Consider the following 23,959-nt stretch of genomic DNA (forward strand, 5'->3'; position numbering starts at 1 on the left):
GACCGTTATACGGCTTTAGTCTTTTCTTCCTCGAGTTCATCCTGCACTTCCTTGATTAAATGAGGTGATTTGTTGATGATTTTCCCGATATAGAAGAAGCCTGCAAAGGTGATTCCTGACATGATCCAGCTAAATGCCTGGCGCAGGATGATCCCTTTATCGAATGCTTCTACACCATACTCAATAATAAGCCAGGTCTTCACGATAGCGAGAATCCCGCTTCTCATGGCGAAGCAAAGAGTGATCAATTGAAACAAGGTATATAAAGGTTTCTTATAGAAAAGCCGATGACTAAACGTGCGGTCATAGCCTTGTAGCTCTGCAAAGTCGAGAGCAAAGTATAGGGCAATGGGTCTTTTGATCATCATGGTCACTAAGAAAAACAAACTCATTCCAGCCGCGTAATAGACATTATTCCAAAGAAGCTGTAAGGACGAACCAGCCAGTACGTCAATGAGCGTACCGACGATCAATGTAAAGAGAATGAACAGGCCGAATGTATTCACTTTCTTCATTTCAATGAAACGGTAGATCGTGTACACTATTCCGGGAATAGAGGAGAGCAGCATCGCATAATAATCTCCTGTGTAATCTCGTAAAATATTCCAAACAAATAAAGGGAGGGCCACATAAATCATCAGATCCAATAGAACAATGTTTTTCTTCACTTCTATCACTCTTCCTTTTTTTCGTATACAAAGATTACGGTTCCCAAGATCATAAAGTTTCAAAGAATGGAAATCATTTGTACTGAAATCGTTTTATTTTTTTATGAAAATCTTATTGAGATTACTTCTCAATTACACTATACTGATAAATAGTAATGAGAATCATTCTCGGATGGTTCAGGATCGTTGAGAGGGGTTACATAGAATGAATAGACCATGGAAAGTATTATCAGCATCTGTATTGGCATCTTCACTATTACTTGCTGGATGTGTCAGCGAAAAGGAAGAAGTGTCAAAATCAGACGGAGAAAAGAAAACAGGAGCAAGCAAGGTAAGTGTATCTGATTATACATTCGATACTGCCGGGAATATGTTTGCGTATGCAGAATTTGAATTATCCGGTGAGCCGTTGGCAGAGAGCCTCGGTTTGGATTTAGATATATTAGATATCAATACGTTGGATCAACCAACGAAGTTTGATTACACAGCTGGCGTTGAATCATATGAATACTCTGAGGAAGCCATGTATGAAGTGGTTGAAAAGTCAGGGATGGGACTGCATCTGATCAATGGTCCAGCCGTAAAGACTTTAGAGAACGGCAACACATCTGATGAAAAGCTGGGCAATCGTTTCTATGAATTGGCCGATGCTGTCGGATATCCACAGGATGAGATATTCCGAAATATGTATCCGACATTTATCGAATACTCTGCCGGTGATCCACACTATAAAAACAAAGTAGATACGAGTGAGTATGCTTCAAATGATGATGGAAGCTATGTCCCTATGTATCAAGTAAACTTCGAATCACTGCGCTGGGATCGTGATAAAATGGAGAAAACACTCGTACCTTCGGCGTACGGAGCAACCTTCTTGAAGCAGGCACTTTGGGCAGGGGATTTCATGGGCGGATTCCATACAGTAGATGGTGATGAAGAACTCGCAGGCGAAACGTCAAAGGATGACGATGACAAGAATGTTGCACTCGGTGTAAGCTCTGCGGATGGTTTCCAGGGAGCGGTCCTGACGGAAGAAATCTGGAATAAAGTGAATTATATTTCAAATGAATTATTTGTTGATGGCGCGACAGGGGAATTAACGGCTGCGGGACTCGGAAGCCAGTATGATCCCGATAAAGGATTTGTTTACTTACCACATAGTGTGGAAGTGACAGAAGTCGGTAAAGAGGCGCCAATGGCTAAATCACTGTCTGTCAAAGATTCAAACAGTGTTCTTCAAGATCAGTGGATGATGCTGTGGCCAAGTTCAGAATTCTTCGGAATGACCGACCAAAGAGAGAGTAATCCAAACACTACGCCTTCATTCCAGGCATTGTTCGACGGTGCCCCGTATCCTTCCGCACCTAAAGAGAATACGGATGACTCAACGGATAACGATGTGAACGGAACAGATCCTTTTACGGCCAATCAAAATGTGATGCTTCATGTATTCAAGAATATAGATGCCATGCATTTTAATGACGAAAAAGGAATGTTTGTCACTGAGAATGATGGAAAAGAACAAGGTACGTATATGGATACATTCCAGGCCGGATACACGATGGAATCGATGAGGATTTTCCAACGTGCGATTGATGGGCTTCCTGTTGGATATGCTTCAGGAGAATCTGCTGAAGGATTGAAGACGCCGGAAGGAAAACGTGCACTGGAAATGATCCGTAAGCAGGCAGATTTCATCATGGATAACTTAGTTATGGATTCTGGTCTCGTAGCAAAAGGATTCGATACTAAAAACGGTGCGGACAATCAAGTGACATTGGATGCCCAATTAGGTGCAATCAGGGGATTGACAGCAGCTTACTTAGCAACGGACGATGAGAAATATCGTGAAGCGGCCCGTGCGATTTATGAAGCGATGGATTCCGAGCTATGGGATGAAGATCTGAAAGCATATGAAACGTCCAAAGGGAAAATGGATTACACCCCTTATACAGCAGGCGCATTGTCTGCAACCTACCGTGTTGCCCTGCAAAACTTAAGCAACAGGGAATCGGATTCAGAGGCACCTGAAAGCCTTGAAATCGATGCGATCACCTCAAGGTACAGTGATTTCTATGATACGGTCATTGATGGTCCGTCCCTCAAAGAAGGGATGCAGGCAAGTGAATTCTGGGACACTGGGGATTATTACAACAGCAAGGATTCATCTGGAAATACCGATGGAGATCATGTTCCACAAATCCAGGCAGGACATGGGGAAAACGGAATTGCACCCGTTCTTCTTCCAGTCACAGTCGAAAAACGATAAAGAAGGGATCCTATGAAGAAGATAATAGGATATGCGGCAGCGTTTCTCATAGCAGGAACGCTTGTTGCATGTTCCATCCAAACCACAACAAAAGATGACCCGAGCTTCGATACGATTCGCAAAGAAGCAGTCAATAGCGATAACATCCTTCAAAATAAAGAAGGTACTGAGCTTTATATTGCCAATCTCGATGCGAATACCGTATCCATTGTGGATGAAAAGACCTGGGAAGTACAAAAAGAAATTCCTGTCGGGAAAGAGCCGGTCCAACTGGCTCTATCACCAGATGAAGATCGCCTGTATGTTTCGTGCCGATACGATAACAAGATTGATGTCATTTCACTGGAAGAAGGGAAAGTAGTAGATTCCTATAAAGTAGGATCGGAACCCTTTGGACTCATGACAAGCCAAAACGGTAAGACCTTGTATGTGGCCAATTACCGGGAAAACACGATTATGATGGTGGATGTGAAGAGTGGGGATGTGACGGAGACAATTTCTGTTCACGATCGACCAAGAACGTTGGCTCTTACTGCAAACGGGAAGAAATTATACGTTCCCCATTATTTATCCGGTGAAATTTCTGTTTTAAATACTGAAACGAACAAGGTGACGAAAACGATTGAACTGGCAGACTCTCCTGATGTGCAGGATCCGAAAAAAAGCCAGGGGATCCCGAATACCCTTGAGCAATTTGTCATTTCCCCTGATGGGAAAACAGCTTGGATCCCTCATTTAGTGACCAATGTTGATACAGCCATTCAGTTTGAAGAAACGATCTTTCCTGCCATATCCATCATCGATCTTGAAAAAGACGAAGAGATAGTGGATCAACGAAAACAATTGTTTGAAGAAATCAATGTGCTGGATTCAAAAAATGAGACGATGATTGTTTCAAATCCATATGATGTGACCTTCCAAGAGGATGGTTCTAAAGCATATGCGATCATGTCGGGGAGTGAGGATCTGGTCGTCTTTGATTTGAAACGTGGTGGGAATGCCACTCAAATTTTAAGAAGAATCGAGGGGGACAATCCCAGGGGAGTCTTATTAAGTAAAGACGGCGAAACCCTCTATGTTCATAATGCCATGAGTCACGATCTTGCGACCATTGATTCTGGAGGGGCTTCTGTACATTCCAGGGCGAAGAAGCTCAATGACAACATTTCCTTGATTAAAAAGGATCCGCTCGACCCGCAGGTTCGTAAAGGTAAGACGATTTTCTACAGCGCCAACAGCGATGAGTTTGAAGCGGATATTACCGGTAACAACTGGATGAGCTGTGCGTCTTGCCACAGTGATGGAGAAATCAATGGGCTTACTCTCATGACGGGAAAGGGGCAGCGAAATGTCCCGACCAACACGCAAACCTCAGAAAACGGCCTCTTCCTTTGGGATGGCAGCCGGGATGACTTCACGGACTACCTCCTGACCGTTCAAGGTGAAATGGGAGGGATGATGAAGTATGAACCAGGTGAAGAACTGCCGGCAGAGGTTGAGAAGATGTATGATGATTTATTTGCCTTTCTGAAGGAACCGACCTCTTTTCCTGTACCACAAAGTCCTTATAAGGAAAACGGGGAACTGACAAGCTCTGCTAAAGATGGGAAGGCTCTGTTTGAAGGGAAAGCTTCCTGTATCTCCTGCCATAGCGGCAATCAGTTTACAGATAGTGTGAAAGCGACCGGTGAGAATGGAAAGTTGACCACGGACATGACAGACTATCTTCATGATATTGGCACAGCCAACCAATTTGATGTTCCATCGGAGGGGGACGCAAGGGCAGCCTTCTCCAATCCAAGGGACGGCAAAAGCTTTGATACGCCTAGCTTAGTTGGCGTGTGGGCAACGGGCCCATATCTGCATGATGGTAGTGCGAAGACGATTGAAGAGTCTATTGAGCGTCATCAATATGATGAGAAATCCGAGCTCAGTCAAATTGAAATGGCTAAGATTGCAGATTATGTGCGTTCCCTGGATTAGTAAAAAAAAGCTTGAGGATTGTTTCCTCAAGCTTTTTTTTATGGTGTATTCTGTTTCGGAATGAAATCCATCGTAATATTGTCACCGAATACTTCATCTTCTTTGAAGATATTCACATGCAGAAGCATCCCCGTTACGGTCTTACCGTCGACTTGAAGAGAAGTGAACCCCTCAGTGTCATCTATCTTTTCCTCAAGATTAACATCTTCCGGTTGTTTGTCTGGAATGAATAGAAGATCCAAGCGGTACCTTTTGTTCGAATCTGGCCGTTTCATTACCGTTAATTCAAGTGAACCATCATCATTCACCTTTGTGGTGGAGAACGTGACCACATTGTCTTCTGGTTCGATTAGATAGGGCTCGATTTCTTCCCGGGGGGTATCATCATTATAAGGTTTTAATGCCAAGTCCAAGATTGACCCCGGAGGAAGAGTGGAGTTTCCCCGTATGATGATTTTCTTCGACTTTAAATTGACCGTAGCATCAATCTTTACTGTTTGCGGTTTTATTGGTTTTTTGTCTGCACCTGAAGCTTCCTGGGTCAAAATTACTCGGCAACCGCTTAGCATGCTGAGTAAAGTGATGATGATTACGATAAAAAGGAACTTTGTTTTTCGGATTGGTTCCCCCTCCTGTCTTCCTTTTCAGAATTGTGTTTACAATTATATTACATTATTGTAACATGAATATAGAAAAATTGTATCATTTTGGAAATTGTTTGGAGGGATTGTATGAGAAGGGTGTTAGAGACTCCCTTTCAATTTTTGGTGGTCGTACTGGGATTGTATTTACTTAGCGGGATCGGCTCGCTTCTCGCTTATGATACAGAATTGCTGATCAATCTCGCGGCCTATGGTGACCGGTTGCAGCAGACGTGGGTTGAGATTATGCATCCTTCATCGATATATATCTATTGGGGAGAGGGAAATAAGCAATACAGCATCACGGAAGTCTTCTCTCAAACGTATACGTACTCTTTTCTTATTCTATTCAGTTCTTTCTTCTTGGCGGTCTGCCTGGCGGTGATCTTAAGTTATTCCCTCATGTTATTGCCCCGGAAAGTATATCGTTTCTCTGTAAAGATCGTCAATGTCCTGGATGCCTTACCGGATGTGTTCATTGTCGTATTATTTCAGCTTTTCATCATCTGGTTATTCAAAAAGACGAACCTGCTCGTGTTGGATATCTATGCCCTCGGTGAAGAGCGAATCTACTTTTTACCTATTCTCTGTTTGTCCGTTTTGCCTGTCGTATTCTTGTTAAAGCAATTTCTGTTCCAGCTCAAAGAAGAAGAAAGCAAGCCATATGTGGAGTTCTCTTATTCAAAGGGATTCAGAAGGGCCTATACGGTTTGGCATCACTTGTTTCGGAATGTGTGGGTTCACTTCTTCTTTCATCTGAAACCGATTTTTTTACTGATGCTTTCTAATCTATTAATCATTGAACTTCTGTTTAACATTAACGGATTCATGCAGACGTTGCTTCGCACGGCGACAAGTTCACCTTCTGCGTTCTTTCTCGGGATGCTTCTTATATTTGTCCCGTTCTTTGTCGTTTTCAATATAGGGTCTTATATTCTATCAAAATGGTTGAAAGGAGGGGAAATGGATGAATAGTTGGATGACCAGAAGATTGGCACTTCCCGTCCTGGTCCTTGTTGCTTTCATCGCCGTCAGTTTCCTGGTTCCGGTATTGAATCCCGGGTATGATGAAGTTGTGGATTATCTCTCCGATGAAAATGGGAGAGTAATCGCAGCACCACCGTTCACCCCAAGTGAAATGCCTCCACTGGGAAGCGATAAACTGGGGAGGAACTTTCTGCTTTTACTATTGGTCGGAGCCAAATATACTATTTTTGCAGCTTTGGCCATCGCATTACTGCGGATGGTTTTAGGCTTTTTCTTTGCTGTTCTGTATACGTTCCTCCCAGATTTTGTAGGGAGATTGATGAAAGGACTGGGAGAGTCTTTTCAGTACATCCCCCTCGTCATTATTGTGTTTGCGTTACTGGTTCCCTTAGAAGGTGCTTTTCATTCCGGGGTGCTTCCTTCCAACCGTTACTTCTTCATTCAAGTGATCGCGATTGCCGCTGTGACGATCCCCTCTCTCGGAATCTATTTAGGAGAAGAGATGAAACTCTTTATGAAGAGCGAATTCATTCAGGTGTCACGAACGATGGGGGCAGGAAGATTCCATCTTTTTAAGCAGCACCTGCTTCCACAGTTCAGAAGGCATTCGATAGTGCTATTTTCAGAACAGGTGTCCCAAACTCTGGCTTTACTTATTCAACTCGGCATTCTCCATATGTGTCTTGGCGGCTTGAAGATCGCTAACTTTGGCATCATGGAAAGTATCCCTGTATATTTTTCCGAAACGAACGAATGGGCAGCGACGATCGCCATCAACATTCAGCAGATCTTCCTGCGTCCGATGCTTGTCGTCGTCCCACTGACTTTATTCGCCATCTTGATCCTATGCGTGAACTCGATCAGTGCGACCCTTAGAAGATCTTTGATTGAAGGGGAAGGAACCAAGGTGAAGAACAAGGCAGGGGAGGAGCGTCGAGAGAAGGCTGTCTCGGTATCATCGGATCTATTTACTTTGAAACAGTAAGGAGAGATTGTATGAAGGAAAAACAAGGCGGAAAGGCCTTTCTGATTGTATCCGTACTTTTATTTGTGTTTGCGGGATTTGTTTCGATCTATACGGGATTTCAATCAGACTCTTACAAGCCTATATGGTTCCCCCTCATCCTTCTCGCTACCAACATTATGTATGTGGTCATCAACATAAAGGAGCGCCGTCGCTATTATACAATAGGCTTTAGCGTGATGACCGTTGCGGTTCTGATATACATCCTTTTTCCATACTTTATATAGAAAACACTCAGAAATAATCTGAGTGTTTTTTTTATAATATCAATGCACGGTTTTTTCTATGTTCTTTCCGAAGAGGTGCCGTCTTAAAAAGTCTCTTCTCTTCTTCCGACTGAGGGATGACCTTTGGCACCGGTTTCGGCTTACCATTCTCATCCACAGCGACCATTGTCAGAAATGATTCCGTCGTTAACGTTCTGACATTCGTCAGCAGATTGGTCGAGTACACCTTCACATATACTTCCATGGATGTTCTTCCTGTCGATGTAACATACCCCTCAAGGCTCAAAGCGTCGCCCACCGTGGCGGATGATAAAAAATCCACAGAGTCGATCGATGCTGTTACAACGACGGAATTTGAGTGCTTCATGGCCGATAACGCCGCGATTTCATCGATATAAGAGAGGACTTTCCCTCCAAAGATGGTTTGCATGTGATTGGTATCCGGCGGCAATACCAATCGGGTTTGTACGGTTCGTGAACGCTCCACAGAATAAGCTTGTTCCATTTTCTCATCTCCCTGATTGTATAATGTTGAAACAAAAAACATCTCCTTTGTGAAAAGAAGATGCAGCTACCCTGAGTGAGCGTCGGGGATCCTCTGATTCCCTGTTAGACGTTTCATTCGCGTAACACCCTCCTATCTCCCGTAGGAACTTTCGTGTTCTTCTCGAATTGGCAGGTCTCCTGGCTCAGCGTCTCCAATTCCATATTCCTTCCCATTTCACGTGAAACAGTGGATCCATATGAAACCTCAGCCTTACAGTGGCGGGACCGCGTTGGATTTTCACCAACTTCCCTTTTAAGAAAATGACCAACGATCATTTTCACCAACGAGCAATAATTAAATTGTGAACGTTTCTATTTTACCATACACCTTCCGTGAATGAGCATCCTCTATGGTAAAATGGTAAAAAGGAGATGGAGTGCTATGAAGAAATTCAATAAATGTCAAAGTTGTGGTATGCCTCTGAAAAAAGTAGAAGATCGAGGAACGGAAAAAAATTCAGAGGAAAGTGCCATGTATTGCAAGCATTGTTACCAACAAGGAGAATTTACTCAAAAGGATATCACGCTCGACGAAATGAAGGTCTTTGTGAAAAACAAATGCATTGAAATGGGCGTTCCTTCTTTCTTATCAGGGATGTTTGTGAGGAATATGCACAAGCTTGAGCGATGGAAGTAGGGAGATTTAAAAGGTACAGGTGAGGAATTGACATGACATATAGTGATCAACAGACGCAGATTGATAGAGTAATACAATACATAGATGAACATCTTACAGAGGATTTATCTTTAGAGCAGCTCGCCAAAGTCTCTACCTATTCACCCTTTCACTTCCAACGATTGTTCAAAGGGTTCATCGGCGAGACGCCAGCCGGCTATGTGAAAAGGCTTCGTTTGGAAAATGCCGCACATATGCTGATTTATGAGCCAAGGGTACCAGTAACAGAAGTTGCCTTGAATTGTGGGTTTTCTTCTTTATCTTATTTCACCTATTCGTTCAATGCCTATTTCAATACCAATCCAAAAAGCTGGAGGGAAGGTGCGTATTTAGAACGATTTCCAAGGGAATATCTGTATAGCAAGAAATCTAAACTTTCCAGCACAAATCCGAAAGCTTCCAGAGATCGAGAGACTTATAATGAGTTTAAATGGCTGGATCTTTCCAATGTGAAAGTCGCACAATTACCAGAGTGCTCCACCATCAACCGGTACCATACAGGATCCTACGTCAAAGGCATTCCTGCAACTTGGCAGGATCTTTACCATTGGGGGAATGCTAGGGATCTGTTGGACGATAGCCCGCTGATATTCGGAGTCCCTAAGAGTAACCCGTACATCACCCCGCCTGAAAAAAACAGGTATGAATGCCGTCTGGCCGTTAAAGATCGAGGTACCCTTGGTGAGGAACTTGGTCATTTTTCCGGAGGCAAGCATGTAATATATGAGTTTTCGGAGCCTGTCGATTATGAGGAAAGAGGCATGCTGATTGAATGCTACTCAGAACTTTATAGTTATTGGCTGCCCCAAAGCGGATTTAGGTATCTCGGGAATCCGGTTGAGCTTGTTGAAGTAGAGAGCATCGAAGGATCCCTCGATGTAAGGTGTGGCATTAAGGCGATCGCTCTGGCCATTGAACCCAAATAATGGAGGAATAAGGATGACCCTAGGTTTGAATTTGCCCGCGTTTCTAGCAGGGGCCGTGTTGTATATGATCTACGGAGGAGTTTATTACTCGATCCTTCTTGGAAAGAAAGATCAGGAAGGCACAGGACCGGTGAAATATGTAGTGGCTGTTTTGGTAGCGTTCATCAGTTCAGCCCTGATTGGAGTTCTCGTTCAAGGGACGGGATCAAGTGGTTTAGCTTCCGGGGCGCTCATTGGAGGAATCGTTGGAATGTTGATTTCCATCGTCTATTTGAAAAATGCCCTATTTGGACTCATGACGAAAAGGATGTTTCTAATTGCTGTCGGAGATCATCTCATCGTTTTTACTTTGCTTGGCGCATTGCATGGGTGGTTATGGTAGTAACCTGAACTTTTTTAAGTTCAGGTTATTTTTATATAAAAATATAAAAATAGGATATTCGCCTAAAAAATTGAAACTTTTTAAGGGTGGGCTCCGTATATAGTAGTGTAGCTAGCACTTTTATTTAAAAATTAAATCAGACAGCATGCTGGTTTAAACAAAATGTCGAGAGGGGTTGTCAGAATGCTAGGATCATTGAGTGTTATCGGATTTTTCGTTTTCTTGATTCCTGTACTGGTCATTGCGGCAATTGTAGGGATCGCATATTATTTCTGGATGAGGTTCCGTTATCGTACCGCAAGATCCAATCAGGCACTGATCATTACCGGACCGAAACTGGGGGATCCTGAAAAGGAATCGAATATATTTACCGACCAGGAAGGCCGTTCCATGAAGATCATCCGTGGTGGAGGATACAGATTAAGACGTTTCCAAACATCCACGCCTGTTAATCTAACATCTTTCCAATTGAAACTATCGACTCCACGTGTATACACAAACGGAGGAGTTCCTATTGTGGCCGATGCAGTGGCCATGGTAAAGGTTGCAGACACCTTGAACGGAATTGCCAACTATGCCGAGCAGTTCCTTGGGAAGGATCAAAAGGAAATTGAAGATGAAATCATCGAAGTGCTTGGAAGTAATCTTCGTGCCATTTTATCTAAAATGACCGTTGAGGACATTAACAGCAACCGAGAGAAATTCAATGCCGATGTGTCAGAAATCGCACAGAAACAGCTTGATTTGATGGGCTTTAAAATCACGTCTCTCGGATTGACAGATATCCGTGATGCCGATGAAGAAAACGGCTACTTGAAAAACCTCGGTCGTCCACGTATCGCAGAGGTTCGAAAGCAAGCGGAAATCGCAGAAGCAAACACAGAGCGTGAAACACGGATTCACCGTGCCCAGACCGACCAGGAAGCGAAGGAAGAAGAGTACAAGCGTCAAATTACAATTGCTCAATCCAAGAAAGAAAAAGACATCAAAGATGCTGCGTTCAAAGAAGAAACCGAACGCGCAAGAGCAAAGTCCGAGCAGTCCTATGAACTTGAAAAAGCCAAACTTGCCAAGGAAGTAAAAGAAGAAGAATTAACGCTTCAATTCCTTGAGCGGGAACGTGCGGTTAAGCTTGAAGCGGAAGAATCCAAGGTCCGTAAAACAAAAGCTGATGCAGATTATTACGAAACGACTCGTAAAGCAGAAGCCGAAGCACGTAAGTCGGAAATCGACGGGGAAGCCAAAGCGAAGATCCGCAGGGAAGAAGGGTCTGCAGAAGCAGATGTCATCCGTGAGCGCGGTAAAGCAGAAGCAGAATCCCGTAAGCTCCTTGCAGAAGCCATGGAAAAACACGGCGATGTCATCATCACCGAGAAACTCATTGAAATGCTGCCGATATTCGCAGAGAAGATCGCTCAGCCACTGAACAATATCGATTCAGTCAAGATCATCGATTCAGGCAACGGCCAAGGGGTTCCTTCCTTTGGAAAAAGCATCACGAGAACGATGCTTGACATGCAGGAGCCACTCCGTGAAATGACCGGTATCGATGTAGGTGAGTTACTGAAGTCGTATGCCAATAGAACACAGCCGGTTCATTATCAACCTGCAATTTCTGAATCGGCAGATAAGGAAGTGGCGGCCTCTAATGAAGTCGAAGAAAAAGAGTTAGAGGAAGCCGGGCAAGGAAGTAAATAGGGAATAAGAAGAGAGATGTTTTCCGGTAGGGAGAACATCTCTTTTTTGTGTGGAGAAGGTACCATACCGTAGTTGTACCAGGTACAGATTAAATAGTATGTACCTGGTACAACTGATTCAGCAGCTGAAAACATCCTGAATTTCATCTGTCAAAAAAAACACCATTATTCAGCAGTCAAACCAAACTTGAATAATCCCAATCCTCAATCCTTCACCCCTACCTCAATATGACGGCAATCCCCCACATCGAACAAACCTAGATCAGTCAGCTTTAATTCAGGTATTACGGGCAGTGTCAGGAAGGAAAGGGTGAGAAAGGGATTGAAATCCCCGGTGAATCCCAGCTGTACAAAGGCATCCTTTAACTGAAGAAGTCCGGCCGCAACTTCTTCATAGCTGCCATCAGACATTAAACCTGCGATGGATAACGGTAGGGAAGCGATGGTCTCTCCATCTTTCACCATGACAAGACCGCCGTTCATTTCATCCAGTGCTTTGATGGCTTTCAGGATATCTCCGTCATTTGTACCCGCTGCCACAATGTTATGGGAATCATGGGCAATGGTTGTGGCGATAGCGCCTTCTTTCAATCCAAATCCTTTTACGATACCTAATCCAATATTTCCTGTGTGGTGATGCCTTTCCACAACGACCATCTTAAGCTGATCCTGTGCAGTGGAAGGGATGAAGGCACCATTCACTGAATGAACCTCTTCTATCCGTTTATTCGTTCTGAGCTGATTGGGAATGATCTCAATGATATGGGCCTTTTTTGTATCGCCTAATCTGATTTGAAGATCATGATCTGTAAGTTCGGGCGTTTTGACAGTTGAAGTCAGAGCTGGTTGGGCAGTTTTTTTTACAATCGGTCTCCCGGTATATGTTCCATTTCCGGCGACATGCTTTCCGGCTTTGTACACGCTCGATATTGCGATTGTTTCAAGGTCGTCAAGAAGGATAAAGTCAGCTTCATAGCCCGGTGCGATGGCTCCTTTTTCGTGAAGTCCGTAGCATTCGGCGGCGTTTAGGGAGGCCATGGAGATCGCTATGATTGGGTCGAGTCCTTCCTTGATGGCCAGACGGACATTATGATCGATACTGCCCTCTTCAATTAAGTCATCGAGATGTTTATCGTCGGTACAGAAAAGGCAGCGGCGGGCATTTCTTTCATTCACGACACCGATGAGGGATACTAGGTCCTTTGCCACACTTCCTTCCCGGATCAACAGGTACATTCCCCTTTGAAGGCGTTCCTTAGCTTCATGAACAGTGGTGCATTCATGATCGGTCCGGATGCCGGCTGCTTTATAGACATTAATGGCATTCGTGTCAAGGCCTGCCAGGTGTCCGTCGATATTGTGGGTGAAAGGAGTGGTGGCCGCGATCTTATCCAACATTGAATCTTCCCCTTTTTGGAGGGAGGGATAGTCCATTACTTCTGCGAGTCCAAGGACACGTTCATAGTGATAAAAAGGTTTCAGGTCATGTGCTGTCAATGTTGCCCCTGCATTTTCGAAAGGAGTGGCAGGGACGCAGGAAGGGAGCATGGTGAAGACGTCTAAAGGTATGTTTTCAGAATCATCCAGCATGAACCGGATTCCTTCTTCGCCTGACACATTCCCGATTTCATGAGGATCTGTAATGACGGTCGTAACACCATGTGGGAGAACAACGTTGGCGAATTCAGAAGGAGTGACCATGGAGGATTCAATATGAACATGTGCATCTATAAATGAAGGACTTACATACTTCCCTTTTGCATCAATCACTTCTTTGCCTTCGTATTTACCGATTCCGACGATCATCCCATCTGAAATTGCCACATCACCTTCCGTGATCTCCAGATTGAAGACATCAATGATTTTCGCGTTTTTTATGACCACGTCTGCAGCGATATCTTTATTGGCCACTGCAATTCGCTTTTTTAATATTTGTTTCTGTGTATTCATGTGATCCTCTCCTTATCGAATAGAAAAACCCCGGGATGCACCCGGGATTTGACATAGAGAGAGAAGTGCAGGGACTCCTGTCACTTCTTTGCTCTCGTAGTCAAACCATTTACGGTAGTTTGGTAGAAACTTTTGGACCATATTTCCAATATTATACGAGTGTATGGAACGTTTTATTTATGCAAAAGCTCTTTTCGTAAAGATTGTTGTAAATCTTCACAGTCTATGACTGGTATATGCTCTGTCATTGAGCTGTGCCAGAGGAAGAAGCAATTGTTTGATTGTAAGTTATCCTGACAATTACACGGTTATACTGAAACATTTATGCTTTGACAGTTGATTGGAGCGGAAGGTGCTCGACTCCTGCGGGAAACGCTGGACAGGTGAGAGACCCCACAGGGCTTTAGCCCGAGGAGGCTCACCGCCAGCCTCGCGGAAAGCGAGCACCTGGAGCGGAAATCAACCACCACTTGCTTGTTCAAAAGCAACAATGTTTAGGAAAAACGTTAACAAAATATTATTTCACATTCTATATGCATCTTATGGACTGTGTCAATGCTAATCTCCTTGTATAATAAGGTAAAAGATCAAGAGGAGAATGAGTATGAATGTTTACTGTCAAGGTACACTGCACCAAATGGAAGTAGCACTTACATCGATTCTTGAAATCATGGACGGTCTAACAGAGGAAGACTTGCAAAGTAGACCTACTCCTTCCAAGCATTCCATTGGGGAGCTAATATCCCATATCTCCCTTATCCTAAGGGCGGACTTTCTTATTTCCGAGGGTGCGGGTCAGAAGGAAATGAGCGATTTTTACTCGTGTCAATCATTGACTACTCTGGGAGAAATGAAACAAGAGCTACAGAGGAATTTCCACTACCTGAAAGAGCAGGTTGCAGTTTTAACAGACGATATGCTAACGGAAGAAATAACGTCCTATTGGGGCGTAACGTATACCCGGTTCGAATGGCTCGTCGAAATCGTAGCCCATCTCTATCATCACAGGGGCCAGCTTCATGCCATGCTCGTTCACTGTTGTGAGCACGAACCTCATGTATCGTTGTTTGAATAGTAGTTTTCCTACTGGGTAAAAAAGATATTTTTACTATCTTTTTCCATAAAATACTTTACACCTCATTATATTGCTTTACTATTAAAAGAGAGAGTTTTCTGAAAAAAGCGTGGAGGTTAAGATGAAACTAAAAATCATACATACAAATGATGTACACAGTCATTTTGATGCATTTAAGAGAGCAGCCACCCTCATCAAAGAACATAAGGATGAGAACACGATCATTTTGGATGGGGGAGATTTTGCCGATTTTAAAAGCATTGAGCTCCAGGGAACGAGGGGGATGGCAGCGATTGAACTTCTTCAATCCGTCGGATACGATGCACTGACCATCGGGAACAATGAAATGTTCAACGGTTTCGATACCTTCGAGCATATGGCCGGGAATAGTCCCATTCCATTTATCAGCAATAACCTTTTTAGAAAAGACAAAGCGGCGATTGAGGGAGTGAAGTCAAGCGTCATTCTCAATAAGAAAGGTCTGCGGATTTTCATTACAGGTTCATCCCCTGACTTGCAGGGGTTCAATGATGGCCTCGGTGTCCATATAACGGATTACAAGAAAGAAATAAAGAAGGAACTAGAACTCTACCGCGGTCAATATGACCTGTGCATCCTTCTAAATCATGTAGGAACGGTGGCGGATGAAGAGCTTGCCTGTGAGCTGAATGAGGTGGATGTTATTCTTTCTGCTCATGATCACCAGCTTTATCCGGAGGCAAAGGTTGTCAACGGTACTGTGGTGAACAGTGCAGGCTGCTATGGTGAATATATCGGCGTGGTTGAATTTGAAGTGACAAACGAAGGGGTTTCACTACTACGTGGGGAAACGATTGCGACTCGGTCCGCCACCTCGGATCAAGAGGTCACGGATATTCTCAAGAAAAACAAAATGGTCGCGATTAAAGTGTTAAGCAAACCGCTTTATACCATCGATCTGCCGCTTTGGCATGATGTGTTGGAAGAGAATCCGATGACCAATTTAATTGCCGATGGGCTGCAGGACATGTTGAACTGTGATCTTGGTCTGATCAATAGTGGAATTGTGAATGCCGGGGCTTTTCATTCCATCAGTCATAAGAATCTCATTGAAATCTGTCCATCGCCATTGAACCCGACCTCTTTTGAAATCCAGGGAAAGCATATCAGGGAAGCGATTGGGGAATCCCTTGATGCAGAGGTTTGCCTGGCAGATGGAAAAGGCCCTGGATTCCGGGGTAAATTCGTAGGCAGGCTGCATGTATCGGGGGCTGAAATTATCCATGATGGCAAAGTGGTTTCTGATATTCTTATAGGGAATAATCCTTTAGAAGATGAAAGATGGTATTCAGTCGCCTCTTCCGATTATTTACAGCGGGGTTCCGGATATGAATCCCTCGGACATGCCCGGAATGAAAAGTATCGGCCTGAGGAAATTCGAGATGTGATCAGGTTATATGGAAATCGAGCTGAATTCGTTGAAAAGGCACAGGTGAACCGGTGGAAAGAAAGTAGTAAGGTAATGTCGTAGTTTTTATCATTCAGCGCTCAGCCGTGCCTGAGCGCTTTTTATTGTGGCTTTTTCTATGAATCTAGTATCTGATTCGGGTAAAATAATAGTAACGACTCTGTACGAAGGAGACCATGCCATGAAGAGGAAAATAGTGTGGATTGTAAGCAGTTTGCTATTGCTGTTTTTTATTGGTTTGCTCGTTGCCGGCAACTATTTCTATGATGTAGCCATTAACCGAAGCAATGAAGCGGTGGAACTTTACGGCGGCACAGAAGAAGCGGTTGAGGCGGTCAGTGCCTTGGAAGAGGAACAGGAGAAATTGAGAGATTTGCAAAACTGGACAAGCAAGCGGGATTTTCAAAAGGTTGAGGTGAAATCGGAGGATGGATTGACTCTCAGAGCCCAATATCTCGAAAACGAATCACCAAATGGGAAAACGGTGATTCTTGCACATGGGTATAAGGGAAACAGCGAGCAAATGCCTGAAATAACAAGATTCTATTATGAAGAGGGCTACAATATCCTTAAGCCCGATGCCCGTGGACATGGTAAGAGTGAAGGAGATTATATCGGCTATGGCTGGGACGACCGGCTGGATGTGAAAAAGTGGATACAATTCCTGACCGATGAAAAAGGGCAGGACACCATCTTCCTACACGGGTTTTCGATGGGGGCTGCAACCGTGTTGATGACGAGCGGAGAAGAACTTCCAGAAGAGGTCAAGGGAATCATCGCGGATAGTGGTTATACAACTGTCGACGAAGAGCTTGCCCATCAATTGAAGTACCTTTATCGTTTACCAGCGTTTCCGATTATGGATATTACGGGTGTAGTGACCAAGGTGAGGGCTGGTTATTCATTTAAAGAGGCATCAGCATTGGAACAAGTTAAAAAGAACCGTGTGCCCCTTTTTATCATTCATGGGGACAAGGATGAGCTTGTCCCAACGGAAATGGCCCATCGATTGTACGAGGCAGCAGGCGGCCAAAAAGAATTATGGATCGTTCCCGGTGCCGGGCATACGGAAGGTTTCACAGTGGAAGAAGAAGAATACAAAAAACGAATCAAGAAGTTCATTGCCGGAGCGATGAAATCATAGAAGGGGAGAATGATGATGGGAGAAAAGCGATTATTTGAAGCCTATAAAAATGCTGCACATCCTTTACAGGGGCATGGGAAGAGGAATCTCAATGTATTGAAAGAGGCTCTGGAGCAGTTTGATGGTAATTTGGATAGCGACATATACGGATCGGGAAAGATCATAGAAGATTTTCAGCAGAAGATAGCGGATGACCTTGGTAAAGAGAGTGCTGTATTCTTTCCGAGCGGAACGATGGCACAGCAGATTGCCCTTCGCATTTGGTGTGATCGAAAAGGGGTAGACAGGGTTGCTTATCATCCCTTATGTCACCTCGAAATTCATGAAGAGGATGGGTTGAAGAAATTACACGGCATTGAACCGATATTGCTGGCCGATAAGGACCGGGTGATTGGTCTCGAGGATGTTGTGGGTTTGAAAGAAGAAATTTCATGCTTATTACTGGAGCTGCCTCAAAGGGAAATAGGAGGACAGCTGCCTGAATATGAAACCCTTGAAGCCATCTCGCGTTTCTGCCGGGATAACGGGATCAAGCTCCATCTGGATGGTGCGAGACTTTATGAAGTGCTCCCTTATTACAGAAAAACGGCAGCAGAAGTATGCGAGTTGTTTGATAGTGTTTATATTTCTTTTTATAAAGGGTTCGGTGGATTAGCGGGGGCAATCCTTGCAGGAAACGCGGAATTCACGGAAGAATCCAAGGTGTGGAAGAGACGGCATGGCGGCGATTTAATCAGTCTATATCCTTATATTATCAGTGCGGACTATTATTTCGATCAACGTGTCGGGAAGATGGAGCAGTATTATGAAGGTGCAAAGGAACTGGCGTCTCATCTCAATGAATGCTCAGGTATCTCCACCCTCCCAGAAAAACCTGTCTCTAATATGTTCCATGTACATTTCCACCTCCCGCAAAAGCAGATCGAGTCCATCTTGATCGACGTCTATGAACAAACCGGTATCGGAATAACCGGGTACGTGAAAGAAATAAGCGACAATGAATGTACATTCGAAGCAAGCATTGGAGATCAATACGAAAACGTACCCAAAGAAGAACTGAAAAATATGTTCACCCTCTTGAACCAAAAACTAACCCAACACAATCAATCATAATCCTGTGGTATCGGAGCAGCTCCGATACCATTTTTATTTGAGGAGGGACGGACCTAGCCAGAATCCCGGTATGGTAAGGATATGCCTGCTGAAATGCCCTTTATATAGGTCCGTCCCTCACGAAAGTCCTTAACATGCGATTCAGATTTATACCTTTTTACTATTGAAATATTCTGATTATTAGGTATAATTCGATGCATTATACATTTTTTTGAAGGGGAGAGGGCTTATGAGTGTGAAGGATAGTCGTTTATTGGATGAGTTAAGGGAGGTTGTGGGCAGTCATCAGGTGACAGTGAATGAAACGGTTTTGGATCAACATAGCAGGGACGAATCGTATCATATGCCGAGTCCCCCGGATGTGGTAGTGTTCCCTGAGAGCAGTGAGGACGTGAGTGCGATTGTGAAAGTGGCATCGGCTCATCAAATTCCCATCATTCCATTCGGGCTTGGGACGAGCCTTGAGGGACACGTGATTCCATATGATAAAGGGATCACGATTGACTTCTCCCAAATGAATAAAATTCTTGAGGTGAGGGAGAAAGATTTCCTCGTTAAAGTTCAACCCGGGGTGACGCGCACCCAGCTCAATAAAGAGCTGAAGAAATATGGCCTTTTCTTTTCAGTTGACCCAGGAGCGGATGCTACTCTCGGCGGAATGGCTGCGACGAATGCGAGTGGAACGACTTCTGTGAAATATGGGGTCATGCGTGATCAGGTCCGTGATCTGGAGGTGGTGTTGCCGGACGGCGAAGTGATCCACACGGGGAACATGGCACAGAAATCCTCCTCTGGATATCACTTGAACAGTTTGTTCGTGGGATCAGAAGGAACCCTCGGGTGCATAACGGAATTAACCCTCCGCGTTTATGGCATCCCTGAACATATCGTGGCAGCACGGGCATCGTTCACTACTGTCGATGATGCGGTGGAGGCGGTCGTTTCCATTTTACAGGCGGGAGTCCCGATTGCGAGAGTGGAGCTGGTGGATGAGCCTTCCATGATACAGGTAAACCGGTTCAGTGACACGGATTATAAAGAAAAGCCTACGCTGTTCCTCGAGTTTCACGGTAATGAAGCGGGTCTGAATCAAGATGTCGAGTTCACCAACGAAATCGTATCGGACCATCAATGTGAAGAAATCGTCTTTGAAACAGATACGGCCGCGCGGAACAAGCTGTGGGAAGCAAGGCATAATCTTGCTTATGCCTATGTGCATGGATATCCTGGCAGGAAACTGATGGTGACGGATGTCTGTGTCCCGATATCCGAATTATCTGGAGCCGTTCAGCACGCACGGGAAAAGCTTGAAGAGCTGAAGCTGATCGGAGGGATCCTCGGGCATGTGGGAGATGGGAATTACCATACCTCACTCATGATCGACTTAAATGATCACGACGAAGTGAAGAGAGCCGGATTGTATAACGAGATGATTGTGGAATATGCTCTTGAGCGAAACGGGACATGTACGGGAGAGCATGGTGTCGGAGTCGGGAAGATGAAGTATCAAGAGCGAGAACACGGTGGAGCTTTAAAGGTAATGGAGAAGATCAAATTTGTACTGGACCCTGAAGGAATCTTCAATCCTCATAAATTGGTACATACAAAGAAGGAGGAATTAAAATGAAGCTGCTTGAAACCATCAGCAATCTGGCAGGAAAGTACTTTGCCGTCTGGGTCATCCTGGTAGCGGCCGTCGCTTACTTTGTTCCCGCTCCTTTTCTGTCGTTGGGTGCATATATTACGATTCTGTTAGGCGTCGTGATGTTCGGGATGGGGCTTACGTTAAAGCCTGTTGATTTTCAACTGGTGCTGAAGAACCCGCTTCCTGTCATCACGGGTGTCATGGCCCAGTTTCTTATTATGCCACTGGGTGCCTTTTTGATTGCCTATATACTCGGGCTGCCGGATGAACTGGCCGCCGGTTTGGTATTATTGGGCTCTGTTCCCGGTGGGACGGCATCCAACGTCATGGTATATCTGGCAAAAGGGAATCTGGCCTTATCCGTTGCTATGACATCTCTGTCAACGCTCTTGGCTCCGATTGCTACGCCCCTGATCCTTCTTGGGCTCGCGGGTCAGTGGTTGCCGGTCGACCCGGTCGCCATGTTCCTATCAATCGTTCAGGTCATTATCCTTCCTATCACGATTGGGTTGGTGATTCGAAAGCTCTTCCCGGGTACCGTTGAAAAAAGCCTGAATGTGATACCTTTAATCTCTGTGCTGGCGATCATCATCATCGTGTCAGCCGTTGTTTCGGCAAATGTTGAGAATATTGCCTCCTCCGGAGCGATTATTTTCACGGCCGTCATCCTTCATAATGTATTTGGACTTGGCCTCGGATATGGTACGGGTGTCCTTATGAAGCTGGATGAAGGAACGAGACGGGCCATTTCTATCGAAGTGGGAATGCAGAACTCCGGGTTAGGCGTTGCCCTAGCAAGCGCCCATTTCGGTCCCCTTGCTGCCCTGCCGAGTGTCATTGCTGCTGTATGGCATAATATTTCAGGGCCGATCCTCGCAACATTTTGGAGTAAGAAGCCTGTGAGGGAAGAGAGAGAAGAGGAGTATAGGAGAGAAGAAGTCAATGTAACGGTTAGATAGAAGTGGACGGGTTGAATACGTATTCCCTAAAACTGGATAATGAATCTGCTATACTTAAATGGAAGATACAAGTTTCATAGGGAGGCGTAATGATGGTAGAAGTAAAAAAGACGATGAGATTCACATTTTTTGAAGAAGTGGAGGTACCTCAAGAAATCTATACGATGTTAATCGACGGAGAAAAAGCGGAAGTTGCTTATAAAACCATCCGCGACGTAGCGGTCGTCACAAATAAACGAATCATGATAGCGGACCGCCAGGGGGTGACTGGAGAAAAAATCGAAGTGTATACGATTCCCTTCAAATCGATCATTCTCTACTCCAGTGAAAATGGGGGAGCCCTCGATATCGATGCCGAACTTGAATTATGGACGAAAGTAGGAAAAATGAAACTTAGCCTCAACAAAAAAGTGGACATCCGCAAACTCGATCGCCTGATTGCCACTCATATCCTATAAAAAAATGCTGCTCCCCGCCTGAATGTGGGGAGCAGCATTTTTTATTTGGAGGGACGGACCTCTCATATACACTCTCAAAGCCCGTCAACATCACATTCTTCCTTGGAAATCGAGGTCCGTCCCTCCACTACTTCTTCAGTAACAGGTACATGAAGTAGGGGGCACCGATGAGGGCGATCATGATGCCGGCTGGGATTCCGTCGGGTTGGAGGATGTTTCGCCCTATGGTGTCTGCAAGGAGCAGGAGCCATCCGCCTAGTAAGATGGCGATCGGGATGAACAGTTGATTCCGTGGTCCCACCATTGCTTTCGCCATATGAGGGGCCATTAAGCCGATGAAGGCGATGCCTCCTGTGACTGAAACGGCAGAGGCGGCCAAAGCGACTGCTACAATCAGCATCGTGAATCGCTCACGGTTTATGGAGACCCCTACCCCAATCGAAACGGGCTCACTCAATCCCAATAGATTAAGCATCTGTGATTTATTAAGGGCAAAAGGGATCAAAATGATAAGCCAAGGGAGGATGGCCCAGATAAACGGCCAATCGGCACCCCATATATTCCCCGCGAGCCACTTGGCGATGAAATCAACTTTTGCACGTTCGGCGCTGGAGATCAGGATGATCATGAGCCCTGACAACGCCATGGAGAATCCCACTCCGACTAAAACCAGCCGAACGGGCTGGATCCCATTTCTCCTGCTGTATGAAAATAAGTAAATCAAGCAGGCTGTAACGAGTGCCCCCGCGAAAGCAACAATCGGAAGCAGATAGGCAAATGAACCCGCATCGATAGGGAAGAACAAAAAGAAGACGGCAATCGCTGCCCCAGCTCCCGAGTTGATACCGATGATACCGGGATCAGCCAGATCATTCCGTGTCATCCCCTGGAGGATGGAACCGGATAAGGCAAGGGCCATACCTGCAAGAATCGTGATGATGATCCTCGGTAATCGGATGGAAAAGAGGATGAATTCTTCCTTAAATGATCCTTCACCTAATAGAGTAGGGATGACCCTGCTAAATGAAACGGAAGAATAGCCCATTCCAATGCTGATAACGGCCGTTGCCCCAATAAGTATAAGTAAAGCGATAAGAAGCATACGCTGTTTTTTAATCAAATCCGGATGTATCATGAGAAACCTTTCCCTCCTTTATGAACGATGAACAGGAAGAAGGGCAGCCCCAGCATCGAAACGATCGCTGCCACAGGTGTTTCATATGGAGCATTGATCGTGCGTCCCAGTGTGTCTGCTAGAAGCATGAATGAAGCACCAAACAGGGAGGAGACGGGAATGATGAACCGATAATCCGTCCCAACGACTGCCCGGACCATATGGGGAATCATCAATCCGATGAACACCATATTCCCGACAAGGGAAACGGCGGCACCTGCGAGGAGGACGATTACGATGAAAAGAACCGTTTTGACAAATGCCGTACGCTGTCCCAAGCCTACCGCCACTTCCTCGTTCAAACTCAAGATCGTCAGCTGTCTGGAGAAAAATAAAGCTACCAAAATACCGATCATTATAAACGGAACGATCACGTGCAGCTGAGACCAGGTCGTTCCGATCATTCCACCTGCAGTCCACATAGAGACATCTTTCGATAACTTGAAAAATAAACCGATTCCTTCTGCTATGGCAAATAAAAAGGCAGATACTGCAGCTCCCGCCAGTACGATTCTAAAGGGGGAAAAACCGCCTCTTTTCATGGAACTGATCCCAAATACCATAAGGGCTCCGGCGGCGGCACCTATAAAGCAGGCAATCATGATTCCGTAATAGCTGATGGAGGGGATGAATGCGAGAGCGATTGCCAAGGAAGCATTCGCTCCTGCGGTTAAGCCCAGTAAACCAGGATCGGCCAGGGGATTACGCGTCATGCCCTGCATGATGGCCCCTGATACGGCCAGGGATGCCCCGACCACGATGGCAGCTACTTCCCTGGGGAAGCGGATTTCTTGAAGGATAGTGATTTTGTCTCCTTCAGCCGAGAAAGTCAAGGCATGCAACACATCCATCACCGTTGTCTCTGCAGCTCCAAATGTAACAGAAACCAAAAAGGCAGCTCCAAATAGGAGGGTTGCACCGATCAATTTATAAAAAAATGGAAATCGTTGATTTTGAGTGGTCATCAT

Annotated in this window: 22 protein-coding genes and 2 riboswitches; of the genes, 16 read left to right on the top strand and 6 right to left on the bottom strand. The window is 44.9% G+C overall.

The window, feature by feature from the left end:
* Nucleotides 1-5 precede the first annotated feature (5 nt).
* Nucleotides 6-668, bottom strand: coding sequence for a VC0807 family protein (locus tag ACIGG7_RS04715; RefSeq protein ID WP_224943217.1), 663 nt, complete (start codon nt 666-668; stop codon nt 6-8).
* 205 nt (nt 669-873) lie between these two features.
* On the opposite strand from ACIGG7_RS04715, the gene ACIGG7_RS04720 reads away from it, so the two are divergent.
* Together ACIGG7_RS04720 and ACIGG7_RS04725 are read left to right on the top strand one after the other, a co-directional pair.
* Nucleotides 874-2,937 (top strand): hypothetical protein, encoded by a 2,064-nt coding sequence (locus tag ACIGG7_RS04720; protein WP_397549020.1) that lies wholly within the window; start codon nt 874-876, stop codon nt 2,935-2,937.
* A gap of 12 nt (nt 2,938-2,949) precedes the next feature.
* Nucleotides 2,950-4,920 carry a beta-propeller fold lactonase family protein gene (locus tag ACIGG7_RS04725; RefSeq protein WP_397549021.1) on the top strand — a complete coding sequence of 657 codons (1,971 nt, stop codon included), beginning with the start codon at nt 2,950-2,952 and terminating at the stop codon, nt 4,918-4,920.
* Nucleotides 4,921-4,958: 38 nt separating this feature from the next.
* Here the strand turns inward: ACIGG7_RS04725 and ACIGG7_RS04730 are convergent, their stop codons facing one another.
* Nucleotides 4,959-5,333 carry a hypothetical protein gene (locus ACIGG7_RS04730; RefSeq protein ID WP_224943225.1) on the bottom strand — a complete coding sequence of 125 codons (375 nt, stop codon included), beginning with the start codon at nt 5,331-5,333 and terminating at the stop codon, nt 4,959-4,961.
* Between the two features lie 318 nt (nt 5,334-5,651).
* Between ACIGG7_RS04730 and ACIGG7_RS04735 the strand changes: the two genes are divergently transcribed.
* The 3 genes from ACIGG7_RS04735 to ACIGG7_RS04745 are packed head-to-tail and all read left to right on the top strand — an operon-like array spanning nt 5,652 to nt 7,799.
* Nucleotides 5,652-6,536, top strand: coding sequence for an ABC transporter permease subunit (locus tag ACIGG7_RS04735; RefSeq protein WP_397549022.1), 885 nt, complete (start codon nt 5,652-5,654; stop codon nt 6,534-6,536).
* Entirely contained in the window at nt 6,529-7,533 is a 1,005-nt protein-coding gene (locus ACIGG7_RS04740) for a hypothetical protein (RefSeq protein WP_397549023.1), read from the top strand. The genes ACIGG7_RS04735 and ACIGG7_RS04740 overlap by 8 nt, the downstream gene beginning before the upstream one ends.
* Before the next feature lie 11 nt (nt 7,534-7,544).
* Nucleotides 7,545-7,799, top strand: coding sequence for a hypothetical protein (locus ACIGG7_RS04745; RefSeq protein WP_224943233.1), 255 nt, complete (start codon nt 7,545-7,547; stop codon nt 7,797-7,799).
* A gap of 31 nt (nt 7,800-7,830) precedes the next feature.
* Here ACIGG7_RS04745 and ACIGG7_RS04750 read toward each other — a convergent pair whose 3' ends face one another.
* A complete protein-coding gene (locus ACIGG7_RS04750) occupies nt 7,831-8,304 on the bottom strand; it encodes an acyl-CoA thioesterase (protein WP_397549024.1) in 474 nt (157 codons plus the stop codon).
* 152 nt (nt 8,305-8,456) lie between these two features.
* A riboswitch (cobalamin riboswitch) is annotated at nt 8,457-8,646 on the bottom strand.
* Between the two features lie 81 nt (nt 8,647-8,727).
* On the opposite strand from ACIGG7_RS04750, the gene ACIGG7_RS04755 reads away from it, so the two are divergent.
* From ACIGG7_RS04755 to ACIGG7_RS04770, 4 genes are all read left to right on the top strand, one after another.
* Complete coding sequence (locus ACIGG7_RS04755) at nt 8,728-8,982, top strand: zinc ribbon domain-containing protein (RefSeq protein WP_397549025.1); 255 nt, start codon at nt 8,728-8,730, stop codon at nt 8,980-8,982.
* 32 nt (nt 8,983-9,014) lie between these two features.
* Nucleotides 9,015-9,947, top strand: a complete 933-nt coding sequence (locus ACIGG7_RS04760) for an AraC family transcriptional regulator (RefSeq protein ID WP_397549026.1) — start codon at nt 9,015-9,017, stop codon at nt 9,945-9,947.
* Nucleotides 9,948-9,960: 13 nt separating this feature from the next.
* On the top strand, nt 9,961-10,329 hold the full coding sequence (locus ACIGG7_RS04765) for a DUF1761 domain-containing protein (protein ID WP_397549027.1): 369 nt from the start codon (nt 9,961-9,963) through the stop codon (nt 10,327-10,329).
* 183 nt (nt 10,330-10,512) lie between these two features.
* The gene (locus ACIGG7_RS04770; protein ID WP_397549028.1) at nt 10,513-12,027 is read left to right on the top strand and encodes a flotillin family protein; all 1,515 of its coding nucleotides are present in this window, start codon (nt 10,513-10,515) and stop codon (nt 12,025-12,027) included.
* A 203-nt stretch (nt 12,028-12,230) separates the two neighbouring features.
* Here ACIGG7_RS04770 and ade read toward each other — a convergent pair whose 3' ends face one another.
* Nucleotides 12,231-13,976 (bottom strand): adenine deaminase, encoded by a 1,746-nt coding sequence (gene ade / locus ACIGG7_RS04775; protein ID WP_397549029.1) that lies wholly within the window; start codon nt 13,974-13,976, stop codon nt 12,231-12,233.
* Between the two features lie 77 nt (nt 13,977-14,053).
* A riboswitch (purine riboswitch) is annotated at nt 14,054-14,155 on the bottom strand.
* A 425-nt stretch (nt 14,156-14,580) separates the two neighbouring features.
* Between ade and ACIGG7_RS04780 the strand changes: the two genes are divergently transcribed.
* From ACIGG7_RS04780 to ACIGG7_RS04810, 7 genes are all read left to right on the top strand, one after another.
* Nucleotides 14,581-15,051 (top strand): DinB family protein, encoded by a 471-nt coding sequence (locus ACIGG7_RS04780; RefSeq protein WP_397549030.1) that lies wholly within the window; start codon nt 14,581-14,583, stop codon nt 15,049-15,051.
* Between the two features lie 121 nt (nt 15,052-15,172).
* A complete protein-coding gene (locus tag ACIGG7_RS04785) occupies nt 15,173-16,561 on the top strand; it encodes a bifunctional metallophosphatase/5'-nucleotidase (RefSeq protein WP_397549031.1) in 1,389 nt (462 codons plus the stop codon).
* A 118-nt stretch (nt 16,562-16,679) separates the two neighbouring features.
* Nucleotides 16,680-17,642, top strand: coding sequence for an alpha/beta hydrolase (locus ACIGG7_RS04790; RefSeq protein ID WP_397549032.1), 963 nt, complete (start codon nt 16,680-16,682; stop codon nt 17,640-17,642).
* A gap of 12 nt (nt 17,643-17,654) precedes the next feature.
* Complete coding sequence (locus ACIGG7_RS04795) at nt 17,655-18,755, top strand: threonine aldolase family protein (protein ID WP_397549098.1); 1,101 nt, start codon at nt 17,655-17,657, stop codon at nt 18,753-18,755.
* 229 nt (nt 18,756-18,984) lie between these two features.
* The gene (locus ACIGG7_RS04800) at nt 18,985-20,382 is read left to right on the top strand and encodes an FAD-binding oxidoreductase (RefSeq protein ID WP_397549033.1); all 1,398 of its coding nucleotides are present in this window, start codon (nt 18,985-18,987) and stop codon (nt 20,380-20,382) included.
* A complete protein-coding gene (locus ACIGG7_RS04805; RefSeq protein ID WP_224943261.1) occupies nt 20,379-21,359 on the top strand; it encodes a bile acid:sodium symporter family protein in 981 nt (326 codons plus the stop codon). Before ACIGG7_RS04800 ends, ACIGG7_RS04805 begins: the two co-directional genes overlap by 4 nt.
* A 92-nt stretch (nt 21,360-21,451) precedes the next feature.
* Entirely contained in the window at nt 21,452-21,817 is a 366-nt protein-coding gene (locus ACIGG7_RS04810; protein ID WP_224943548.1) for a PH domain-containing protein, read from the top strand.
* Between the two features lie 127 nt (nt 21,818-21,944).
* Here ACIGG7_RS04810 and ACIGG7_RS04815 read toward each other — a convergent pair whose 3' ends face one another.
* Nucleotides 21,945-22,952 (bottom strand): FecCD family ABC transporter permease, encoded by a 1,008-nt coding sequence (locus ACIGG7_RS04815; protein WP_397549034.1) that lies wholly within the window; start codon nt 22,950-22,952, stop codon nt 21,945-21,947.
* Nucleotides 22,949-23,956 carry a FecCD family ABC transporter permease gene (locus ACIGG7_RS04820; RefSeq protein ID WP_224943554.1) on the bottom strand — a complete coding sequence of 336 codons (1,008 nt, stop codon included), beginning with the start codon at nt 23,954-23,956 and terminating at the stop codon, nt 22,949-22,951. The genes ACIGG7_RS04815 and ACIGG7_RS04820 overlap by 4 nt, the downstream gene beginning before the upstream one ends.
* Between the last annotated feature and the right edge of the window lie 3 nt (nt 23,957-23,959).

The sequence above is a fragment of the Rossellomorea sp. NPDC077527 genome, assembly GCF_044542955.1.
GTDB lineage: Bacteria > Bacillota > Bacilli > Bacillales > Bacillaceae_B > Rossellomorea > Rossellomorea aquimaris_E.